20 protein-coding genes are annotated in these 15,286 nt (G+C 68.0%); 10 read left to right on the top strand and 10 right to left on the bottom strand.

Annotated elements, in window-relative coordinates; translation table 11 throughout:
• Positions 1–52 precede the first annotated feature (52 nt).
• The 4 genes from HDC31_RS13510 to HDC31_RS13495 form a co-directional block, all read right to left on the bottom strand.
• Positions 53–1,645, bottom strand: a complete 1,593-nt coding sequence (locus tag HDC31_RS13510) for a hypothetical protein (protein WP_113680957.1) — start codon at positions 1,643–1,645, stop codon at positions 53–55.
• Positions 1,627–2,403, bottom strand: a complete 777-nt coding sequence (locus HDC31_RS13505) for an ABC transporter ATP-binding protein (RefSeq protein ID WP_113680956.1) — start codon at positions 2,401–2,403, stop codon at positions 1,627–1,629. Before HDC31_RS13505 ends, HDC31_RS13510 begins: the two co-directional genes overlap by 19 nt.
• 77 nt (positions 2,404–2,480) lie before the next feature.
• Positions 2,481–3,152, bottom strand: coding sequence for a TrkA family potassium uptake protein (locus tag HDC31_RS13500; protein WP_021198064.1), 672 nt, complete (start codon positions 3,150–3,152; stop codon positions 2,481–2,483).
• Complete coding sequence (locus HDC31_RS13495; RefSeq protein ID WP_046747301.1) at positions 3,145–4,575, bottom strand: TrkH family potassium uptake protein; 1,431 nt, start codon at positions 4,573–4,575, stop codon at positions 3,145–3,147. Before HDC31_RS13495 ends, HDC31_RS13500 begins: the two co-directional genes overlap by 8 nt.
• A 107-nt stretch (positions 4,576–4,682) precedes the next feature.
• Between HDC31_RS13495 and HDC31_RS13490 the strand changes: the two genes are divergently transcribed.
• From HDC31_RS13490 to HDC31_RS13450, 9 genes are all read left to right on the top strand, one after another.
• Entirely contained in the window at positions 4,683–5,099 is a 417-nt protein-coding gene (locus HDC31_RS13490) for a helix-turn-helix transcriptional regulator (protein ID WP_113680962.1), read from the top strand.
• A 281-nt stretch (positions 5,100–5,380) separates the two neighbouring features.
• Positions 5,381–5,572, top strand: coding sequence for a helix-turn-helix domain-containing protein (locus HDC31_RS13485; protein WP_017204627.1), 192 nt, complete (start codon positions 5,381–5,383; stop codon positions 5,570–5,572).
• A gap of 156 nt (positions 5,573–5,728) precedes the next feature.
• Positions 5,729–5,827 (top strand): 30S ribosomal protein bS22, encoded by a 99-nt coding sequence (locus HDC31_RS13480; protein ID WP_003792170.1) that lies wholly within the window; start codon positions 5,729–5,731, stop codon positions 5,825–5,827.
• 78 nt (positions 5,828–5,905) lie between these two features.
• A complete protein-coding gene (locus tag HDC31_RS13475; protein WP_058630462.1) occupies positions 5,906–6,208 on the top strand; it encodes a rhodanese-like domain-containing protein in 303 nt (100 codons plus the stop codon).
• Positions 6,205–6,504 carry a glutaredoxin family protein gene (locus HDC31_RS13470; protein ID WP_046747303.1) on the top strand — a complete coding sequence of 100 codons (300 nt, stop codon included), beginning with the start codon at positions 6,205–6,207 and terminating at the stop codon, positions 6,502–6,504. Before HDC31_RS13475 ends, HDC31_RS13470 begins: the two co-directional genes overlap by 4 nt.
• Positions 6,501–6,803: a Dabb family protein gene (locus tag HDC31_RS13465; RefSeq protein WP_046747304.1), complete on the top strand. Its 303-nt coding sequence runs from the start codon at positions 6,501–6,503 to the stop codon at positions 6,801–6,803. Before HDC31_RS13470 ends, HDC31_RS13465 begins: the two co-directional genes overlap by 4 nt.
• 172 nt (positions 6,804–6,975) lie before the next feature.
• A complete protein-coding gene (locus tag HDC31_RS13460; RefSeq protein ID WP_113680955.1) occupies positions 6,976–7,794 on the top strand; it encodes a basic amino acid ABC transporter substrate-binding protein in 819 nt (272 codons plus the stop codon).
• Positions 7,795–7,828: 34 nt separating this feature from the next.
• The gene (locus tag HDC31_RS13455; protein WP_046747306.1) at positions 7,829–8,626 is read left to right on the top strand and encodes an amino acid ABC transporter permease; all 798 of its coding nucleotides are present in this window, start codon (positions 7,829–7,831) and stop codon (positions 8,624–8,626) included.
• A complete protein-coding gene (locus tag HDC31_RS13450; protein WP_113680961.1) occupies positions 8,623–9,378 on the top strand; it encodes an amino acid ABC transporter ATP-binding protein in 756 nt (251 codons plus the stop codon). The genes HDC31_RS13455 and HDC31_RS13450 overlap by 4 nt, the downstream gene beginning before the upstream one ends.
• A gap of 98 nt (positions 9,379–9,476) precedes the next feature.
• Here the strand turns inward: HDC31_RS13450 and HDC31_RS13445 are convergent, their stop codons facing one another.
• From HDC31_RS13445 to HDC31_RS13420, 6 genes are all read right to left on the bottom strand, one after another.
• Positions 9,477–9,656 (bottom strand): YegP family protein, encoded by a 180-nt coding sequence (locus tag HDC31_RS13445; RefSeq protein ID WP_021198051.1) that lies wholly within the window; start codon positions 9,654–9,656, stop codon positions 9,477–9,479.
• An 88-nt stretch (positions 9,657–9,744) separates the two neighbouring features.
• The gene (locus tag HDC31_RS13440; protein WP_113680954.1) at positions 9,745–10,836 is read right to left on the bottom strand and encodes an ABC transporter ATP-binding protein; all 1,092 of its coding nucleotides are present in this window, start codon (positions 10,834–10,836) and stop codon (positions 9,745–9,747) included.
• Positions 10,833–11,627 carry an ABC transporter permease gene (locus HDC31_RS13435; RefSeq protein WP_046747309.1) on the bottom strand — a complete coding sequence of 265 codons (795 nt, stop codon included), beginning with the start codon at positions 11,625–11,627 and terminating at the stop codon, positions 10,833–10,835. The genes HDC31_RS13440 and HDC31_RS13435 overlap by 4 nt, the downstream gene beginning before the upstream one ends.
• Positions 11,624–12,562 carry an ABC transporter permease gene (locus HDC31_RS13430; protein ID WP_308472279.1) on the bottom strand — a complete coding sequence of 313 codons (939 nt, stop codon included), beginning with the start codon at positions 12,560–12,562 and terminating at the stop codon, positions 11,624–11,626. The genes HDC31_RS13435 and HDC31_RS13430 overlap by 4 nt, the downstream gene beginning before the upstream one ends.
• Positions 12,559–13,698 carry an ABC transporter substrate-binding protein gene (locus tag HDC31_RS13425; protein WP_058630465.1) on the bottom strand — a complete coding sequence of 380 codons (1,140 nt, stop codon included), beginning with the start codon at positions 13,696–13,698 and terminating at the stop codon, positions 12,559–12,561. Before HDC31_RS13425 ends, HDC31_RS13430 begins: the two co-directional genes overlap by 4 nt.
• A 136-nt stretch (positions 13,699–13,834) precedes the next feature.
• Positions 13,835–14,350, bottom strand: a complete 516-nt coding sequence (locus tag HDC31_RS13420) for a GNAT family N-acetyltransferase (RefSeq protein WP_113680626.1) — start codon at positions 14,348–14,350, stop codon at positions 13,835–13,837.
• Positions 14,351–14,468: 118 nt separating this feature from the next.
• On the opposite strand from HDC31_RS13420, the gene HDC31_RS13415 reads away from it, so the two are divergent.
• The gene (locus HDC31_RS13415; protein ID WP_058630502.1) at positions 14,469–15,254 is read left to right on the top strand and encodes a TSUP family transporter; all 786 of its coding nucleotides are present in this window, start codon (positions 14,469–14,471) and stop codon (positions 15,252–15,254) included.
• Positions 15,255–15,286 lie beyond the last annotated feature (32 nt).

Below are 15,286 nucleotides of genomic sequence, written 5' to 3'. Positions count from 1 at the left end.
CGCGGGAGGCCTGGTGCCCGGGGCCTGCGTGTCGCGTGGGGTCCGTCCGCGCTCAACTCTCGCTGGACACGTCGGCGAGCACCTCGGGCCAGCGGCGATCCAGGAACTTCCCGCCCAGCGCGGTCCCTCCCCAGAGCGCGAGGCCGCCGAACGCGAGTCCGCACGCGAGGCTGATCCAGCCGAGCGTGGGACTCCAGATCGCCGCGATGGCGAACCCGAATGCGGGTGCTCCGAGGACGAGCGTGATGGGTCCGATGATGACCATCGCGAGCAGCGACTGCACCCCGCCGGATGATCCGCGCCCGAAGGGATTGGCTTCCGGAGCGGGCGCACGGCCCGGAAGGAAGCTCCCCACCCAGGCACCGGCCCCTGCAGCGATCGCCGTGAGACCGAGGGATGCGCCGATGCTGCCGGGGAGCAGATCCGGCCGCCCGGCGAGGAGGCAGGTCGCCACGCACAGGGCGAGCGTCACCGGCACTGCGATCATCCCGAAGCCGAGCAGGCGCCCGGCACGGTCCGCCGCCCCGGACACACCCGTGAGGATGTGCGCCGCGACGGCATCGTTGTCATAGGCGATCGACATCTGCACGATCGTCCCGGCGAGGAGAGCGTTGATCGCCGGGATCAGTGTGATCGCGGGGGCGAAACCGAGGGACTCCTCCTGCAGGCCGTTCATGAGCGCGATGCCGATGAAGATCGCGGGCAGGAGCAGGAGCATCACGATGTTGACGAGCTGACGCGGGTCGCGGCGGTAGTAGTGCAGAGATCGTGCGGCGATCGCACCCATCGGGTTCGCCGGCAGCAGTCGATCGAGCAGACCGCCGGAGCGCACCCGTCCACCGCCGCTGCTCTGGATGGGGGAGACGAGCCGGGCGGCGAGCAGCCGCTGAGACGCCCACCACAGGACCACGACCGTCGCGAGGGCGATCAGCAATCGCAGCGTCGCGGTGAGCACGTCGCCCTGCGCTACCGATGCCGACACCCCGAACACGGCGCCGAACGGCGTCCAGGCGGCGATGTCGGCAGCCGAGGCGAAGGCACCCCCGACGTCCGTCACGGTGGTGAGCGCCCCGATCCCGAGGTTGAGGATGAGGCCGGACGAGGCGGCGAGCAGCACCCCGAGGGTCAGCACCAGGTCGCGGGTGCTGCGTCGGGCCAGCCATCCGGCGAGCAGTCCGCTCACCACGCGGGCACCGAGCACGCAGGTCACGACCGCCACCGGCATCATGATCACCGCGGTGAGCAGTGCGGGAAGGCTCACCGACCAGCCGAGGAGCATCAGCAGCAGGGCGACCGTGGTCCCGATGCCGCCGATGGTCGTGGCTCCGGCGACGACGAAGCCCGGCAACAGGGAGGGGGCGGTCACCGGCAGCAGGGCGAAGCGCTCGGGGGCGAGGGAGTCGTCGGCGCTGACCAGGATGGAGCCGATCCACCATCCGAGGACGAGCACGGACCCGGTGAGCACGATGGCGGTGACAGCGCCCTCCGGTGCGGCGAAGCGCAGAGCGACCAGACCCGCAGCGAGTCCGGCGAGGAGCCCGAGGGCGATCATCCCCGTGATGATCAGGGTGACGATCATCCACGGGTTCCGCGACAGTTGATGCCGCAGCTGCCGCCAGCGCAGGCTTACGAGGAGCGCAACCATGCGAGCGTCTCCGTCCCGAGATCGTGCGCCCCGACGAGCGTGAGGAACCGCTGCTGAAGCGAGAGTCCGGCTCGCACCTCGTCGAGCGGACCGTGCGCGAGCAGGCGCCCCTCGGCGACGATGGCCACCCGGTCGCACATCGACTCGACGAGCTCCATCACGTGGCTCGACAGCACCACGGTGCCGCCGCCGTCGACGAACGAGCGCAGGATCTGGCGGATCGTCTCGCCCGAGACGGGATCGACGGCCTCCAGCGGCTCATCCAGGATGAGCAGGCGGGGAGCGTGGATCAGCGCGCAGGCGAGCCCGATCTTCTTGCGCATGCCGGCGGAGTAGTCCACGACGAGGGTGTCTCGCGCCTCTGCGAGCCCCAGCGCCTCGAGCAGGTCGCCCGTCCGCGAGACGACGTCGGCCTCTGCCATGCCGCGCAGCAGTCCGGTGTATCGCAGCAGCTCTGCTCCACTGAGACGATCGAGCATGCGGATGCCGTCGGGGAGCACACCCATGCGGGCTTTCGCCTCGGCGGGGTTCTGCCACACGTCGGCGCCCAGCACCCACGCCGCGCCGGCATCGGGGCGGAGCAGTCCGGTGGCCATCGCGAGCGTCGTGGTCTTGCCTGCGCCGTTCGGCCCGAGCAGGCCCAGCATGGATCCGGGCGGCACGTCGAGGGACAGACCGTCGACGGCGACCTTCTGCCCGAACTGCTTGCGAAGCCCGCGAAGGGCGAGGACGGGCGGGGCCGCTGTGGGGTCGGTCATGGCCCCATCCCACCACGGCCGCCGGGCGTCGCGCATCCGCCGCGAGGGGGAGTCGCTCGGAAGGCGGGAGGGAGACGTCAGCGGTCGAGGCCGGCGAACCGCTCGATGTCGCTGTTCGTACCGGACACGATGATCAGGTCATGGTTGGTCACGATGGTGTTCGCCTCGGCGTAGCGGAACGGCTTGCCCGGGCTCTTCACGCCCACGACGGTCACCTTGTACTTCGAGCGCACGCCGGACTCGTTCAGGCCGACGCCGCGGATGAACTTCGGCGGGTACATCTTGGCGAGCACGAAGTCGTCGTCGAAGCGGATGAAGTCGAGCATGCGCCCGGAGACGAGGTGCGCGACGCGCTCGCCGGCCTCGCGCTCGGGGTAGATGACGTGGTTGGCGCCGACGCGCGCCAGGATCTTGCCGTGCGACTGCGAGACCGCCTTGGCCCAGATCTGCGGGACCTTGAGGTCGACGAGGTTCGCCGTGATGAGCACCGAAGCCTCGATGGAGGAGCCGACGGCCACGACGGCCACCTGGAAGTCCTGCGCACCGATCTGCCGCAGGGCGTCGATGTTCTTGGCGTCGGCCTGGACGGTGTGCGTGACGCGGTCGGACCACTTCTGCACGAGCTCGAGGTTGTCGTCGATCGCGAGCACCTCGCGGTCGAGGCGGTCGAGCTCACCGGCGCAGGCGGCACCGAACCGGCCGAGGCCGATGACGAGGACGGGAGCGTCGCCCCGGAGGACTTCAACCAACGATCGGCCTTTCCACGGGCAGTGAGTAGTACTGCGTTCGCGATGTCGCGGCGACCGCCGCGGCGAGAGTCACTGTACCAACGCGGCCCATGAAGATCGTCGCGGCCATGACGTAGGAGGCGGAATCCGGCAGCTCGCCGGTGAGGCCTGTCGAGAGACCGACGGTACCGAACGCGGAGATCACATCGAAGAGCACGTGACTGATGTCGGCCTTGGTGATCTGCGCGATCACGATGGTCGACAGCGCGACGATCGTCGCTCCCCACGCGACGACGCTGAGGGCGACGCGCTGCACGTCGCTGGGGATGCGGCGACCGAAGGCTTCGACGGACTGGCGTCCCTTGGCCTCGGACCAGACGGCGATGGCGAGGACGGCGAGGGTGGTCACCTTGATCCCGCCCGCGGTCGAGGCGGAGCCGCCGCCGACGAACATGAGCATGCTCGCCGCGAGCAGGGACGAGCCGTTCAGGTCGTCCATCTCGATCACGTTGAAGCCGCCGGAGCGTGTCATCGCCGACAGGAAGAAGGCTTGGAACGTGGTGTCGGTGGCATCCATCGAGCCGAAGGTCTTCGGGTTGTTGAACTCGAGGATCACGAAGACGGCCGCACCCAGGATGAAGAGCAGGACGGTGGTGACGATGGTGAGCTTGGAATGCAGGGACCAGCGCTTCACGTGCCAGACATGCTTGGCGAGGGTATAGATGACCGGGAAGCCGATGCTGCCGAGGAAGACGCCGACCATCAGGAGCGAGAGCACCAGGTAGTCGTCGGCGAAGACGGCGACGCCGCCGTCGTTCGGCGCGAATCCGGTGTTCGTGAACGCCATCGCCGCGAAGTAGGGCGCCTCCCAGAGCGCCGCGATCGGGTCGACCTTGGCCATCACGAGGGCGGGGTAGAGGAGGATCGCGAGCGACGCCTCGATGATCAGCGCCGAGACGGCGACCGTGGTGAGCAGCTGGCCGACCTCGCCGAGTCGCACGGTCTGGCTCTCGTTGACGACACCGCCGTGCGCGCGCATCGGGTTCGTGTCGCCTGCCGCCATCAGCTTGGCTCGCAGACCGAGACGCTTCGAGATCAGCATTCCCATGAGCGATGCGAGGGTCAGCACCCCCAGCGCGCCGATGTTCACGCCGAGGAAGATCAGCACGTGTCCGAACGGCGACCAGTAGTTGGCCATGTCGACGGTGGCGAGTCCCGTCACGCAGATGGTGGAGACGGCGGTGAACAGCGCATCGCTGAGGGGGGTGACCCTGCCGGACGCGGAGGCGATGGGCAGGGAGAGCAGCACCGTGAAGACGAGGATCAGCAGAGCGAAGATCACGATCGCGAAGCGCGACGGCGATGACGTCACGAGGTGCTTGACCCAGCCGGCTGCGCTCTTCAGGCTCTCGCGCGGGGACGACGCCGAAACGATGCCCGACATCGCTGCCCCCTGTGTGTCGTCGCACGCCCTGCCTCGGGCGGCGGCACGGCGCCTGTCGCCGAGCCTTCGTCATGGTACTCCGTGCCGGGGACGACTACCCTGAACTCATGACGGACATCTTCGACGTGATCGCAGACGGTACGAGGCGAGACATCCTCCAGCTCCTGCTGCGGCGCACGACCGAAGGAGAGGCCGGCACCAGCGTCAGCCAGATCGTCGCCGATCTGGGTATCAGCCAGCCCACCGTGTCGAAGCACCTCAAGGTGCTCCGCGATGCCGAACTCGTCACCGTGCGCGAGGACGGACAGCGTCGCTTCTACAGCCTCGCGGTCGAGCCGCTCGAGGTCGTCGACGACTGGCTGGTGCCGTTCCTGGTGGATGCCTTCGGAGATGGTGCGCCCGACATCGCATACCCGGGTGCCTCGCTTCCCGACAGCGCCGCCCACGCGGCCGAGGTCGTCGGACGCGCGGCGGCATCCGCGAAGCATGTGGTCGCGTCGGCCCTCAAGCGCCTCGGCACCTGACGTTCGGGCGATCCCCGCAACGACTCTCCCCTGACGACACGGGGGGCTTGCCGTCAGGGGAGAGGTGCGGGTCCCCACACCCGGGGGGCGGACTCGGCGGTGCCGCACGAGACCTGCGATGACTCTGCCAGTCGCGATTGAGCGAAGCCCGCAGAATGCCTATGCGCCGGCTGGGCGCCTCTCAGAGTCCCGCGATGCCTCACTGATCACACGGGTCACAGAGGTTTACACGTGTCCCAGCTACCACATAGAGTGTGCACATCGAGAAAGGGGTACGTGGGATGCCCGAGGTTCCTGACGTCCGATTCCTCACGGTTGCTGAGGTCGCCGAGCTGATGCGCGTGTCCAAGATGACCGTGTACCGGCTGGTTCATGCTGGGGAGCTGCCCGCCGTCCGTTTCGGCCGCAGCTATCGTGTTCCGGAGTCCGCTGTGGCCGATGCGCTGCAGCGACCCATCGCCGACGTCGGTTGACGTCGCAGGCTGTCCCATGCTCGGCCGCCCTCGGGCGGAAGGCGCGTGTGACAGCCCACGCCTTCGGGTTTGCTAGACTGACCCGAGGCATTTTCCGTGCCCGTACCCGGGTGTCCGATTTCGGAGACACCCAGCCACTGACTTAGTGAGGTTTCCGTGGGTTCTGTCATCAAGAAGCGCCGCAAGCGCATGGCGAAGAAGAAGCACCGCAAGCTGCTTCGCAAGACTCGCCACCAGCGTCGCAACAAGAAGTAAGCGACCAGACACGAGCGCCTGTCTTCGGACGGGCGCTTTGTGTCTCCGGCCCCATCTCCGTCCTGCCGAGAGGTTGTCATGAAGTCGATCACCGTCACCGAGCTCGCCGAGCGCACCGGTACCCCGCTCATCGATGTACGGGAAGTGGACGAGTTCGCCGCGGGACACGTCCCCGGCGCCGTCAACATCCCCATGTCGGAGATCGGCAACCGTCTCGAGGAGCTGCCGAGCGAGGCGTTCGACGTCATCTGCCAGGCCGGCGGTCGATCGGCGCGTGTGGTCGAGGCGCTCGAGTCGCGCGGCTACGACGCCACGAACGTCGAGGGCGGGACCGGCGAGTGGATCGCCCAGGGCCGCGCGGTCGAGGTGCCGTCGGCGTGACCACGCTGACTCTGATCGGCAAGCCCGACTGCCACCTGTGCGACGTCGCCTCCGACGTCATCGACGCCGTGGTCGCCGAACTGCCAGACGCCGCAGCCGAGCAGATCGAGATCGTCGAGGCGTCGATCCAGGACGACCCCGCACTGTACGAGCTGTGGTGGGAGAAGATCCCCGTGGTCCTGATCGACGGCGAGCTGCATGCGCACTGGCGCGTGGCACCCGATCGACTGCGTGAGGCGCTCGAGGGCGCTCTCCGTGACGGGGCGGCGAAGACCGGAGTGAAGGAAGCGCTATGACGATCCGCCATGTCGTGACCTGGAAGCTCGCTTCCGAAGATGCTGCCGAGCGCGCGGCGCAGGCTGCGGAAGTCGCCCGCCGCCTCAACGCGCTCGACGGCGTCGTGCCGCAGCTGCTCACCATCTCGGCAGGGGCGAACGTCGCCTACCCGGAGGCGAACTGGGACGTCACGCTCGTCGCGGACTTCGCGTCGGTCGAAGCGATCGACGAGTATCAGGTGCATCCCGCGCACGCCGAGGTCGCCACGTACATCCGCTCGGTGGTCGCCTCCCGAGTCGCCGTCGACTTCGAGGTCTGAGACCGCGTCGCGCCGGCTCGGGAACTCGGTTTCCACGTGTGATCGGGGCCTACTCGCAACACAAACGTAATGTGCGTGGACGTGGATGTCATTGGTCACGCGACGAGCCGCATGTTTAGATGAACTCCTACCCGTCAGCGGGCCTCCGTGCCCTCGACTCACAGGAGCCGACATGCCTCGTCGCAACCTCATCGCCGGTCTCGCCCTCGTGGCGACGGCCACCCTCGCGCTCGCCGGCTGCGCCACCGGATCGTCCGACGCGGGCAGCAGTGACGCTCCCGCCGCCGACGACAAGTACGGCCTCGTCGAGGCCGGAACGCTCACCGTGTGCTCCGACGTCCCCTACCCGCCGTTCGAGGTCGAGGACCTCTCCAGCGAGACCGGCTACTCGGGCTTCGACATCGACCTGCTCAGTGCGATCGCCGAGAAGATCGACCTGAAGCTCTCCGTTCAGGACGTCGGGTTCGACGCGTTGCAGTCCGGCACCACCCTCGCGGCAGGCACGTGCGACATCGGCGCGTCGGCGATGACGATCACGGATGAGCGCAAGGCGAACATCGACTTCTCCGACCCGTACGTCGACTCGTTGCAGTCGCTGCTGGTGCGCGCCGACTCCGACATCAAGTCCATCGATGACCTCGACGGGAAGAACGTCGGCGTGCAGCAGGGCACCACCGGCGAGACCTACGCGGGCGAGAACGCACCGGGCGCGCAGCTCGTGCAGTACCCCTCGGATGGCGAGCTGTGGCCCGCCATGCAGGCGGGGCAGATCGACGCGATCCTGCAGGACCAGCCCGTCAACTACGTGCACGAGCAGGACGACCCCGACTACAAGATCGTCGAGACGTACCCGACCGACGAGTCGTACGGGTTCGCCTTCGCCAAGGGTGAGAAGGACGAGCTGCGCGATGCGGTCAACAAGGCGCTCAAGGAGCTCCAGGACGACGGCGGCTACCAGAAGATCTACGACGAGTACCTCGCGGCCAAGTGACCGGCGGGATCGGTAGAGCGGGAGGACCTCGACGATGGCGTTGAGGCGTACCACCAAGAGCAAGCTGTATCGCTACACGGTCTACGTCGTGCTGATCGCGATCGCCGTCTGGGCGATCGTGAGCACCGACTGGGCGAAGATCGGACCGCTGTTCTTCAATCCTGAAGTCGCGGCGAAGATGTTCCCCGGGATCATCACCACGGCCCTGGTCAACACGCTATGGTTCACGGCCGTCGCTTTCGCCGGCGGCCTGGTCCTCGGCGTCGTGCTGGCGCTGATGAAACTGTCGACCATCGCGCCATTCCGCTGGATCGCGACGGTCTGGATCGAGCTGTTCCGTGGTCTGCCGGCGATCCTCACGATCTTCGGCATCGCCTTCATCCTGCCGATCGCCCTGGGCGTGCCTGGGACGAAGCTCGGTGGGCCGGTCGTGCTCGGGCTCATCGGTCTCGTCCTGGTCGCCTCGGCCTACATGGCCGAGACGATCCGCGCGGGTATCCAGGCCGTTCCGAAGGGGCAGACCGAGGCGGCCCGCTCGCTCGGCATGTCGCCCATGAAGACGACGTTCTGGATCATCGTGCCGCAGGGGTTCCGGATCATCATCCCGCCCCTGACCAACGAGTTCGTGCTGCTGCTGAAGGATACGTCGCTGCTGTTCGTGGCGGGTTCCTTCATCTGGTCGAAGGAGCTCACCACGTTCGCCCGCGATGCGAGCACGCAGAACGCGAACGGAACGCCGTTGATCATGGCGGCGATCCTGTACCTGATCGTGACGATCCCGCTCACGCGCTTCAGCGCGTGGCTGGAGCGACGGATGTCGAGGCAGCGATGATCACCGACCTGATTGATGTCCACGCCCCCGCGATCGATGTGCAGGGGCTCGTGAAGTCGTTCGGCGACAACGAGGTGCTCAAGGGCATCGACCTCACCGTCACCAAGGGAGAGGTCGTGTGCGTGATCGGACCTTCGGGATCGGGGAAGTCGACGCTGCTGCGCTCGGTGAACCTGCTCGAGGAGCCGACCGGCGGCAAGGTGCTCATCGAGGGGATCGACATCACCGACCCCGACGTCGACATCGACCGCGTGCGCACCCGCATCGGAATGGTCTTCCAGAGCTTCAACCTCTTCCCGCACCTCAGCGTGCTCGGCAATCTCACGATCGCTCAGCAGCGCGTGAAGAAGCGGTCGAAGAAGGAAGCCGAGCTGATCGCCCATGCCATGCTCACGCGGGTCGGTCTGGCGGAGAAGGCCGACGCCTACCCGGGGCACCTCTCGGGAGGGCAGCAGCAGCGCGTGGCGATCGCCAGGGCGCTGTGCATGAACCCCGACATGATGCTGTTCGACGAGCCCACATCGGCACTCGACCCCGAACTGGTCGGCGAGGTGCTGCAGGTCATGCGCTCGCTGGCCGACGAGGGGATGACGATGCTCGTCGTCACGCACGAGATGGGCTTCGCCCGCGAAGTCGGATCCCGGCTCATCTTCATGGACGGCGGCTACATCGTCGAAGAGGGCGACCCGCGTGAGGTGCTCGGCAACCCGCGGCATCAGCGCACGAAGGACTTCCTCTCCCGCGTGCTCTGACACGAGATCCGGTTCGCCGAGACCCATCGCAATCGCCGAGACCCCCTGTTGCAGACGTCTGCAACAGGGGGTCTCGGCGTGAAACGTGGGTCTCGAGCTCAGTCGGCTTCGACGACCTCGGCGTCCGCGGCGTTGCGGCGCACGGAGTCGATGCCGTTCAGAGCGGCGGACTTCGACGAGTAGCCCTCGCTGATGGCGATGACCTCGCCGTTGCCGGCCTTCAGGCGGAACCGGTACTCGCCGGACTTGTCGGTGTACAGCTCGAACTTGCCTGCCATGAGGCGTCCTTTCTCTCTCGGATGGAGGGAACCCCGCCCCTCGGCCCTCACGCTAGCGCCCGGGGTATGTCAGGGGAAGAGCGGTGAGTCAGCCGCGCGGATGCACGGCCACGGGCTCCGCGGCGATCGCGATGCGCACCCGGTCGCCGAAGGCCGGATGAGTTCCTGGCGCATGCTGCACCCGGACGAGTTCGCCGGACTCGGTGCGCACGAGCGTGCGACGCATGCTGCCGAGGAAGGTGCTCTCCTCGACCAGGGCCTCGGCTGCGGCGTCGGCCTCCGACGCGAAGTAGACGTTCTCCGGCCGCAGGTACACGTCGACCGGACCGTCTGCCCGCGACTGCAGGGGGAGTCGCTGCCCCCACACCATGACGTGATCGCCCTCGGCGACGCCCGACACGACGCTCGACAGCCCCACGAACGCGGCCACTCCGGCGGTCGAGGGCATCGTGTAGAGCTGCTCGGGAGACCCGATCTGCTCGATACGGCCGGCGTTCATCACCGCGATCCGATCCGAGACGGCCAGAGCCTCTTCCTGGTCATGGGTCACGAAGACGGTGGTGATGCCGAGTCGCAGCTGGATGCGGCGGATCTCGTCGCGCAGCTGCACGCGCACCTTCGCATCGAGCGCCGAGAGCGGTTCGTCGAGCAGCAGCACCTTGGGTTCGGTCACCAGCGCTCGTGCGAGTGCCACGCGCTGCTGCTGGCCGCCGGAGAGCTGGTGGGGGAACCGATCCGCGAAGTCGGCGAGGCCGACCAGGGCGAGGGCGTCGACCGCGCGCCGTGAGGCCTCCGCCTTGCCGACGCCGCGTCGCCGCAAGCCGAATGCGGTGTTCTCGGCCACCCGTAGGTGCGGGAAGAGCGAGTACGACTGGAAGACCATGCCGATGTCGCGCTTGTTCGTGGGCACTCGCGACACATCGCCGCCACCCAGCAGCACGGCGCCTTCGTCTGCGCCTTCGAGACCGGCGAGCACACGCAGCAACGTGGTCTTGCCGCACCCGGAGGGCCCGAGGAGTGAGACGAACTCGCCGGGGGCGATGTCGAGGTCGACCCCGTGGAGCACCCGGTTGCCCGCGTAGCTCTTGACGATGCCCCGCAGCTCGACACGGGTGCCTTCGCCCGCCTCGGCGAGCAGCAGATTGTCCTTGGTGCGCGGCAGCGCGTGGTCGACGGTCATGAGCGGGCCTTTCCGGTGCCGCGGGCGACGCGGCCGATGACGAGGAGCAGGAGGAAGACGAACACCAGCGCGAGCAGCGTGAAGATGGCCGGCGCGTAGGGGTCCTGTTTGTTCACCACGACCATGGCCGTCTGGAACACCTGGCGGTTCAGGAGCGAGGCGATCGTGAACTCTCCGAGCACCACGGCGATGGAGATGAGGGACGCGGCAAGCAGCCCCTGTCGGAGGTTCGGGGCGAGCACCTTCAGCACCACGGTCGGCCAGCTCGCGCCGAGGGACCGCGCGGCTTCCGAGAGCGTCCGGAGATCGGCCGCATCGATCGATGCCTGGATGGAGCGGAATGCGAACGGCAGCACGGTGATCCCGTAGGCGAAGGCGAGAGTCCAGGTGCCCGTGCCGAGGGCCCGCCCGATCTGGAGGTAGATCGGTGCGAGGCCGACCACGAGCACGATGGCGGGGATCGAGATCGGCAGCAGCACCGCGAACTCGAAGGCAGGCTTGAGCTTCGGGAAGCGCAGGTTCACCAGGATCATGGTCGGGGCGAGCAGCAGCAGCACGATGGCGACAGTCACCACGGCGAGTACCAGCGAGTTGCCGAGACCGGTCCAGATCGGCTTGAGGGTGGCTGCGGCCGCCGGGTCGAACAACGCGATCCAGCGGGCGAAGGAGAGTCCGCCGGCGGGGTCGCGCAGTGTGAAGAGGAACGTCGACACCAGGGGCACCGCGAAGAACGCACCCACGAGGACGCCGATCACCCACCGGGTCGTGCGGGAGGGGCCGAGCCGGTTCACGACTGCCACCTCGCCGCGCGTCGCTGCACGAGGGAGTACAGGGCCATCACGACTCCGACGATCACGATCATGCCGAGCGCAAGCGCGCCGGCGAGATTCTCCCGACCGAGCACCGTCTCGCTCGTGAGCGCCGTGCGGATCTGCAGCGGCACGATCTGGGCACCCTGGCTGGCGAGAGCGGCGGCGGTGGCGTACGACGAGAACGCGTTCGCGAACAGCAGCAGCAGGCTGGCGAGGAACGAGGGCGCGAGCACGGGGATGCCGATGCGGAGCCAGAAGCTCGCGCGGGTACCGCCGAGAGTGAGGTTGGCTTCGGCCCACTGCGGCTTGAGGGCCGCGAGGGCCGGCATGAAGGTGATGACCATGAGGGGGATCTGGAAGTAGAAGTAGGGGAGTACGAGGCCGGGCAGCTCGTAGAGCCAGGTGCCGTTCTCGAAGATGTTCACGCCGAAGGTGTCCTTCAGGAACACGGTGACGACGCCCTGGATGCCGATGGTCGCGATGAAGGCGAAGGCGAGCATGACGCCGCCGAACTGCGCGAGCACACCCGCGGCGGCATCCACGGCCGAGCGGGTGCGGCCTTCGGGGTCCATGCCGAGGAGCGCGTAGCAGACGAGGGCGCCGACGAGCGCCCCGACCACGGCGGTGAGCAACGAGAGGCCGGCCGAGTTGGCGAAGGTGTCGAGCACGACCGGGTCGGCGAGGGCCGACATGTTGGTCCAGGTGAAGGAGCCGTCCTTGGTGAAGAAGCCGGAGCCGATGGCCAGGATCGTCGGCACCGCGAGGAAGAGCACGACATAGGCGGCGAAGGGGACGAGCCCGAGCCAGGCGAGGGACGGAGCGGACCGCCGGGCCCTCGCGTGCTGCGAGGACCCGGCGGGCGTGGCGGGGGCGGACGCCGCAGCATCCGCCCCCGTTGCGGTGAGGGTGGTCACTGGACCGCCGCGGCCCACTTCTCGCCGAGCAGCGTGCCGGCGTTCGTCGACTGCTCCTCGGTCGGGACGACGGTCTCCTCCGGAGCCTCGGGGAGCGCGGCGGCGAGGTCGGCGTCGATTGTGCCGGCGTCGGTCATGGCCTCCATCCGCACCGGACGGGCGCCGCCCTTCAGCCACAGGTTCTGCACCTCGTCGCTGTAGAGGAACTCCTGCCACAGGCGGGCAGCGGCCGGGTGCGGGGCGTCGGCGTTGATGGCCTGGTTGTAGTACCCGGCGTAACCGGTGCCGTCGAACACGACGACCTTCCAGTCCTTGTTGTCGGCCGTGTGCGAGGCGTTCAGGTAGTCCCAGTCGAAGACGACCGGGGTCTCGCCGCTCGCGATGGTCGCGGTGGTCACGTCGACCTTGAGCAGGTTTCCAGCCTTCTGCAGCTCGGAGAAGAAGTCGATGCCCGGCTGGAAGTCGTCCAGCGTGCCGTCGGACTGCACGGTCGCGAGACCGACGGCGGCGAATGCGGCCCCCGCCTGCGTCGGGTCGCCGTTGATGGCGACGGCGCCCTTGTAGTCGGCGGAGAGCAGGTCGGAAAGTTCGGCGGGAGCGTCGAACTTCGACGAGTCGTAGCCGATCGACATGTACCCGCCGTAGTCGCCCACGAAGAGGCCGGTGGGCTCCTTCAGCTCGTCGGGGATGTCGTCCCACGTCTGCACCTTGTAGGGAGCGAACACATCGGTGTTCTGCAGGGCGACCGTGAGACCGATGTCGAAGACGTCGGGTGCGGTGTCGAGACCCTCGTTCGTCTTGGCGGCCTGGATCTCCTCGGCGCTGGAGACGTCGGGAGACGCCTCGTTGATGGTGATCTCCGGATACTTCTCGGCGAAGAGGTCGAGGATCTCGCCGTAGTTGGCCCAGTCGCGGGGCAGCGCGATGACGTTGAGCGAGCCCTCGGCCTTGGCTGCAGCCTCGAGGTCGGCGAACGTGCCGAAGTCGGCGACCGAGGCCGCTGCGGCGGCATCGACGTCGGAGCTGCCGCCACCAGTGGCGTCCGCTGCTCCGGAGCAGGCGGTGAGCGCGAGTGCGGCGGTGGTGGCCAGGGCGATGCCCGCGCCGATGCGCGCGCGGCGGGTGAAGCGAGCCATGAGTGTCCTCTCGGTGTCCGGCGCTGTGAGCCGGTGTCGGGTTGCGAGAGGACACTATGAGGTGGAGGTTGCCGCCCGTCGCGGGTCAGGTGAACGGATGGTGGCTGGGTGCTGTCCGGTCGGGGCCGCCGGGGCTTCAGCTCTGGGAAACCGTGTACTTGAAGCCGCGATGCGAGCCGACGTAGCCGAGCCGCTCGTAGAAGCGGTGGGCATCGACGCGGGCGGCGTCGGAGGTGAGCTGCACCATCGATGCGTCGACGGCTGGGGCGGCGACCTCTCCGACCCAGCGCATCACGGCGGAACCGATGCCCGACGAGCGCAGACTGCTCTGCACCCGTACTGCCTCGACCAGCAGCCGCCGTGCACCGCGACGCGCCATGCCCGGGATCGAGGTGAGCTGCAACGTGCCGACCACCGCACCGTCGAGCTCGACCACGAGCAGGTCGTTCGACGGCTCGGCCAGGATCTCGCGGAGACCGCGCTCATAGGCCGGGCGGTCCTCAGCGGATGCCACATCGCCGCGTGCCGCACTGATCGGGTCGTCGGCGAGGAGGGCGATCACGGCATCCGTGTCGTCGACCGTCGCGCGGCGCAGGAGCGCGGTGCCGATGCGCGATTCGAAGGAGTGGGGCAGCGGGAGGGCTTCGAGCATGGCTCCAGTCTGTCAGCGGATGAGTCTGTCGGCGGATGCGAGGGCGGCGTCGACTCTCTGGAATCATGGCGAGGTGGATATCGGCGCCGTGCTCGGACTCGAGCAGCTCACCTGGGGGATGCTGCTGCTCGTGGTGATCGCCGCGTTCTGCGCCGGCTGGATCGATGCGGTCGTGGGCGGGGGAGGGCTGCTGCAGCTGCCGGCGCTGCTCCTGATCCCCGGCATCTCCCCGGTGCAGGCGCTCGCGACGAACAAGCTCGCCTCGGTCTTCGGCACGGCCACCAGCAGTGCGACCTATTACCGACGAGCCAAACCCGACCTGCGCACCGCCCTGCCGATGGCGATCATCGCGTTGATCGGCTCCTTCGGAGGGGCCGCTGTCGCCACCGTGCTGCCCCCTGCCGCGTTCAAACCCATCATCGTGATCGCTCTGCTCGCTGTGGCCCTGTTCACGGCGTTCCGGCCGCAGATGGGCGCGGCGACCCAGCTGCGCTTCCATGGGCACAAGCACCACATCATGGCGGGCGCAGCGGGACTCGGGATCGGCTTCTACGACGGGATGATCGGTCCTGGCACCGGTACCTTCCTCGTGATCACGCTGGTCGCGCTGCTCGGCTACGACTTCCTGCAGGCGAGCGCCAAAGCCAAGATCGTCAACCTCGCGACGAATGCGGGTGCGTTGATGCTGTTCATCCCGCACGGCGCCGTGCTATGGCTGCTCGGGGGCATCCTCGCGGTCGCGAACGTCGCGGGAAGCTACTTGGGCTCGCGGATGGCGATCTCGCGCGGGACCACGTTCATCCGCGTCGTGTTCCTCGTGGTCGTGATCGCGCTGATCGGCAAGCTCGGAGTCGATGTGTGGAACGAGAACATCGTCCCGGCCTTCGCATCGATCGCAGGCTGAACGAAGCGACGCCGCCGCAGGCAGAAACGCCG

The sequence above is a fragment of the Microbacterium sp. JAI119 genome, assembly GCF_013410135.1.
Lineage (GTDB): Bacteria > Actinomycetota > Actinomycetes > Actinomycetales > Microbacteriaceae > Microbacterium > Microbacterium oxydans.
The sequence above is the reverse complement of the archived record's forward strand: the minus strand, read 5'-3'. Positions and strand labels throughout refer to the sequence as shown.

Bases quoted from the DNA above. Each gene is read 5' to 3' on its own strand.
- HDC31_RS13510 (WP_113680957.1), bottom strand. From the start codon at position 1,645: ATGGTTGCGCTCCTCGTAAGCCTGCGCTGGCGGCAGCTGCGGCATCAA.
- HDC31_RS13505 (WP_113680956.1), bottom strand. From the start codon at position 2,403: ATGACCGACCCCACAGCGGCCCCGCCCGTCCTCGCCCTTCGCGGGCTT.
- HDC31_RS13495 (WP_046747301.1), bottom strand. From the start codon at position 4,575: ATGTCGGGCATCGTTTCGGCGTCGTCCCCGCGCGAGAGCCTGAAGAGC.
- HDC31_RS13490 (WP_113680962.1), top strand. From the start codon at position 4,683: ATGACGGACATCTTCGACGTGATCGCAGACGGTACGAGGCGAGACATC.
- HDC31_RS13485 (WP_017204627.1), top strand. From the start codon at position 5,381: ATGCCCGAGGTTCCTGACGTCCGATTCCTCACGGTTGCTGAGGTCGCC.
- HDC31_RS13475 (WP_058630462.1), top strand. From the start codon at position 5,906: ATGAAGTCGATCACCGTCACCGAGCTCGCCGAGCGCACCGGTACCCCG.
- HDC31_RS13465 (WP_046747304.1), top strand. From the start codon at position 6,501: ATGACGATCCGCCATGTCGTGACCTGGAAGCTCGCTTCCGAAGATGCT.
- HDC31_RS13460 (WP_113680955.1), top strand. From the start codon at position 6,976: ATGCCTCGTCGCAACCTCATCGCCGGTCTCGCCCTCGTGGCGACGGCC.
- HDC31_RS13455 (WP_046747306.1), top strand. From the start codon at position 7,829: ATGGCGTTGAGGCGTACCACCAAGAGCAAGCTGTATCGCTACACGGTC.
- HDC31_RS13450 (WP_113680961.1), top strand. From the start codon at position 8,623: ATGATCACCGACCTGATTGATGTCCACGCCCCCGCGATCGATGTGCAG.
- HDC31_RS13445 (WP_021198051.1), bottom strand. From the start codon at position 9,656: ATGGCAGGCAAGTTCGAGCTGTACACCGACAAGTCCGGCGAGTACCGG.
- HDC31_RS13440 (WP_113680954.1), bottom strand. From the start codon at position 10,836: ATGACCGTCGACCACGCGCTGCCGCGCACCAAGGACAATCTGCTGCTC.
- HDC31_RS13425 (WP_058630465.1), bottom strand. From the start codon at position 13,698: ATGGCTCGCTTCACCCGCCGCGCGCGCATCGGCGCGGGCATCGCCCTG.
- HDC31_RS13420 (WP_113680626.1), bottom strand. From the start codon at position 14,350: ATGCTCGAAGCCCTCCCGCTGCCCCACTCCTTCGAATCGCGCATCGGC.
- HDC31_RS13415 (WP_058630502.1), top strand. From the start codon at position 14,469: ATGCTGCTGCTCGTGGTGATCGCCGCGTTCTGCGCCGGCTGGATCGAT.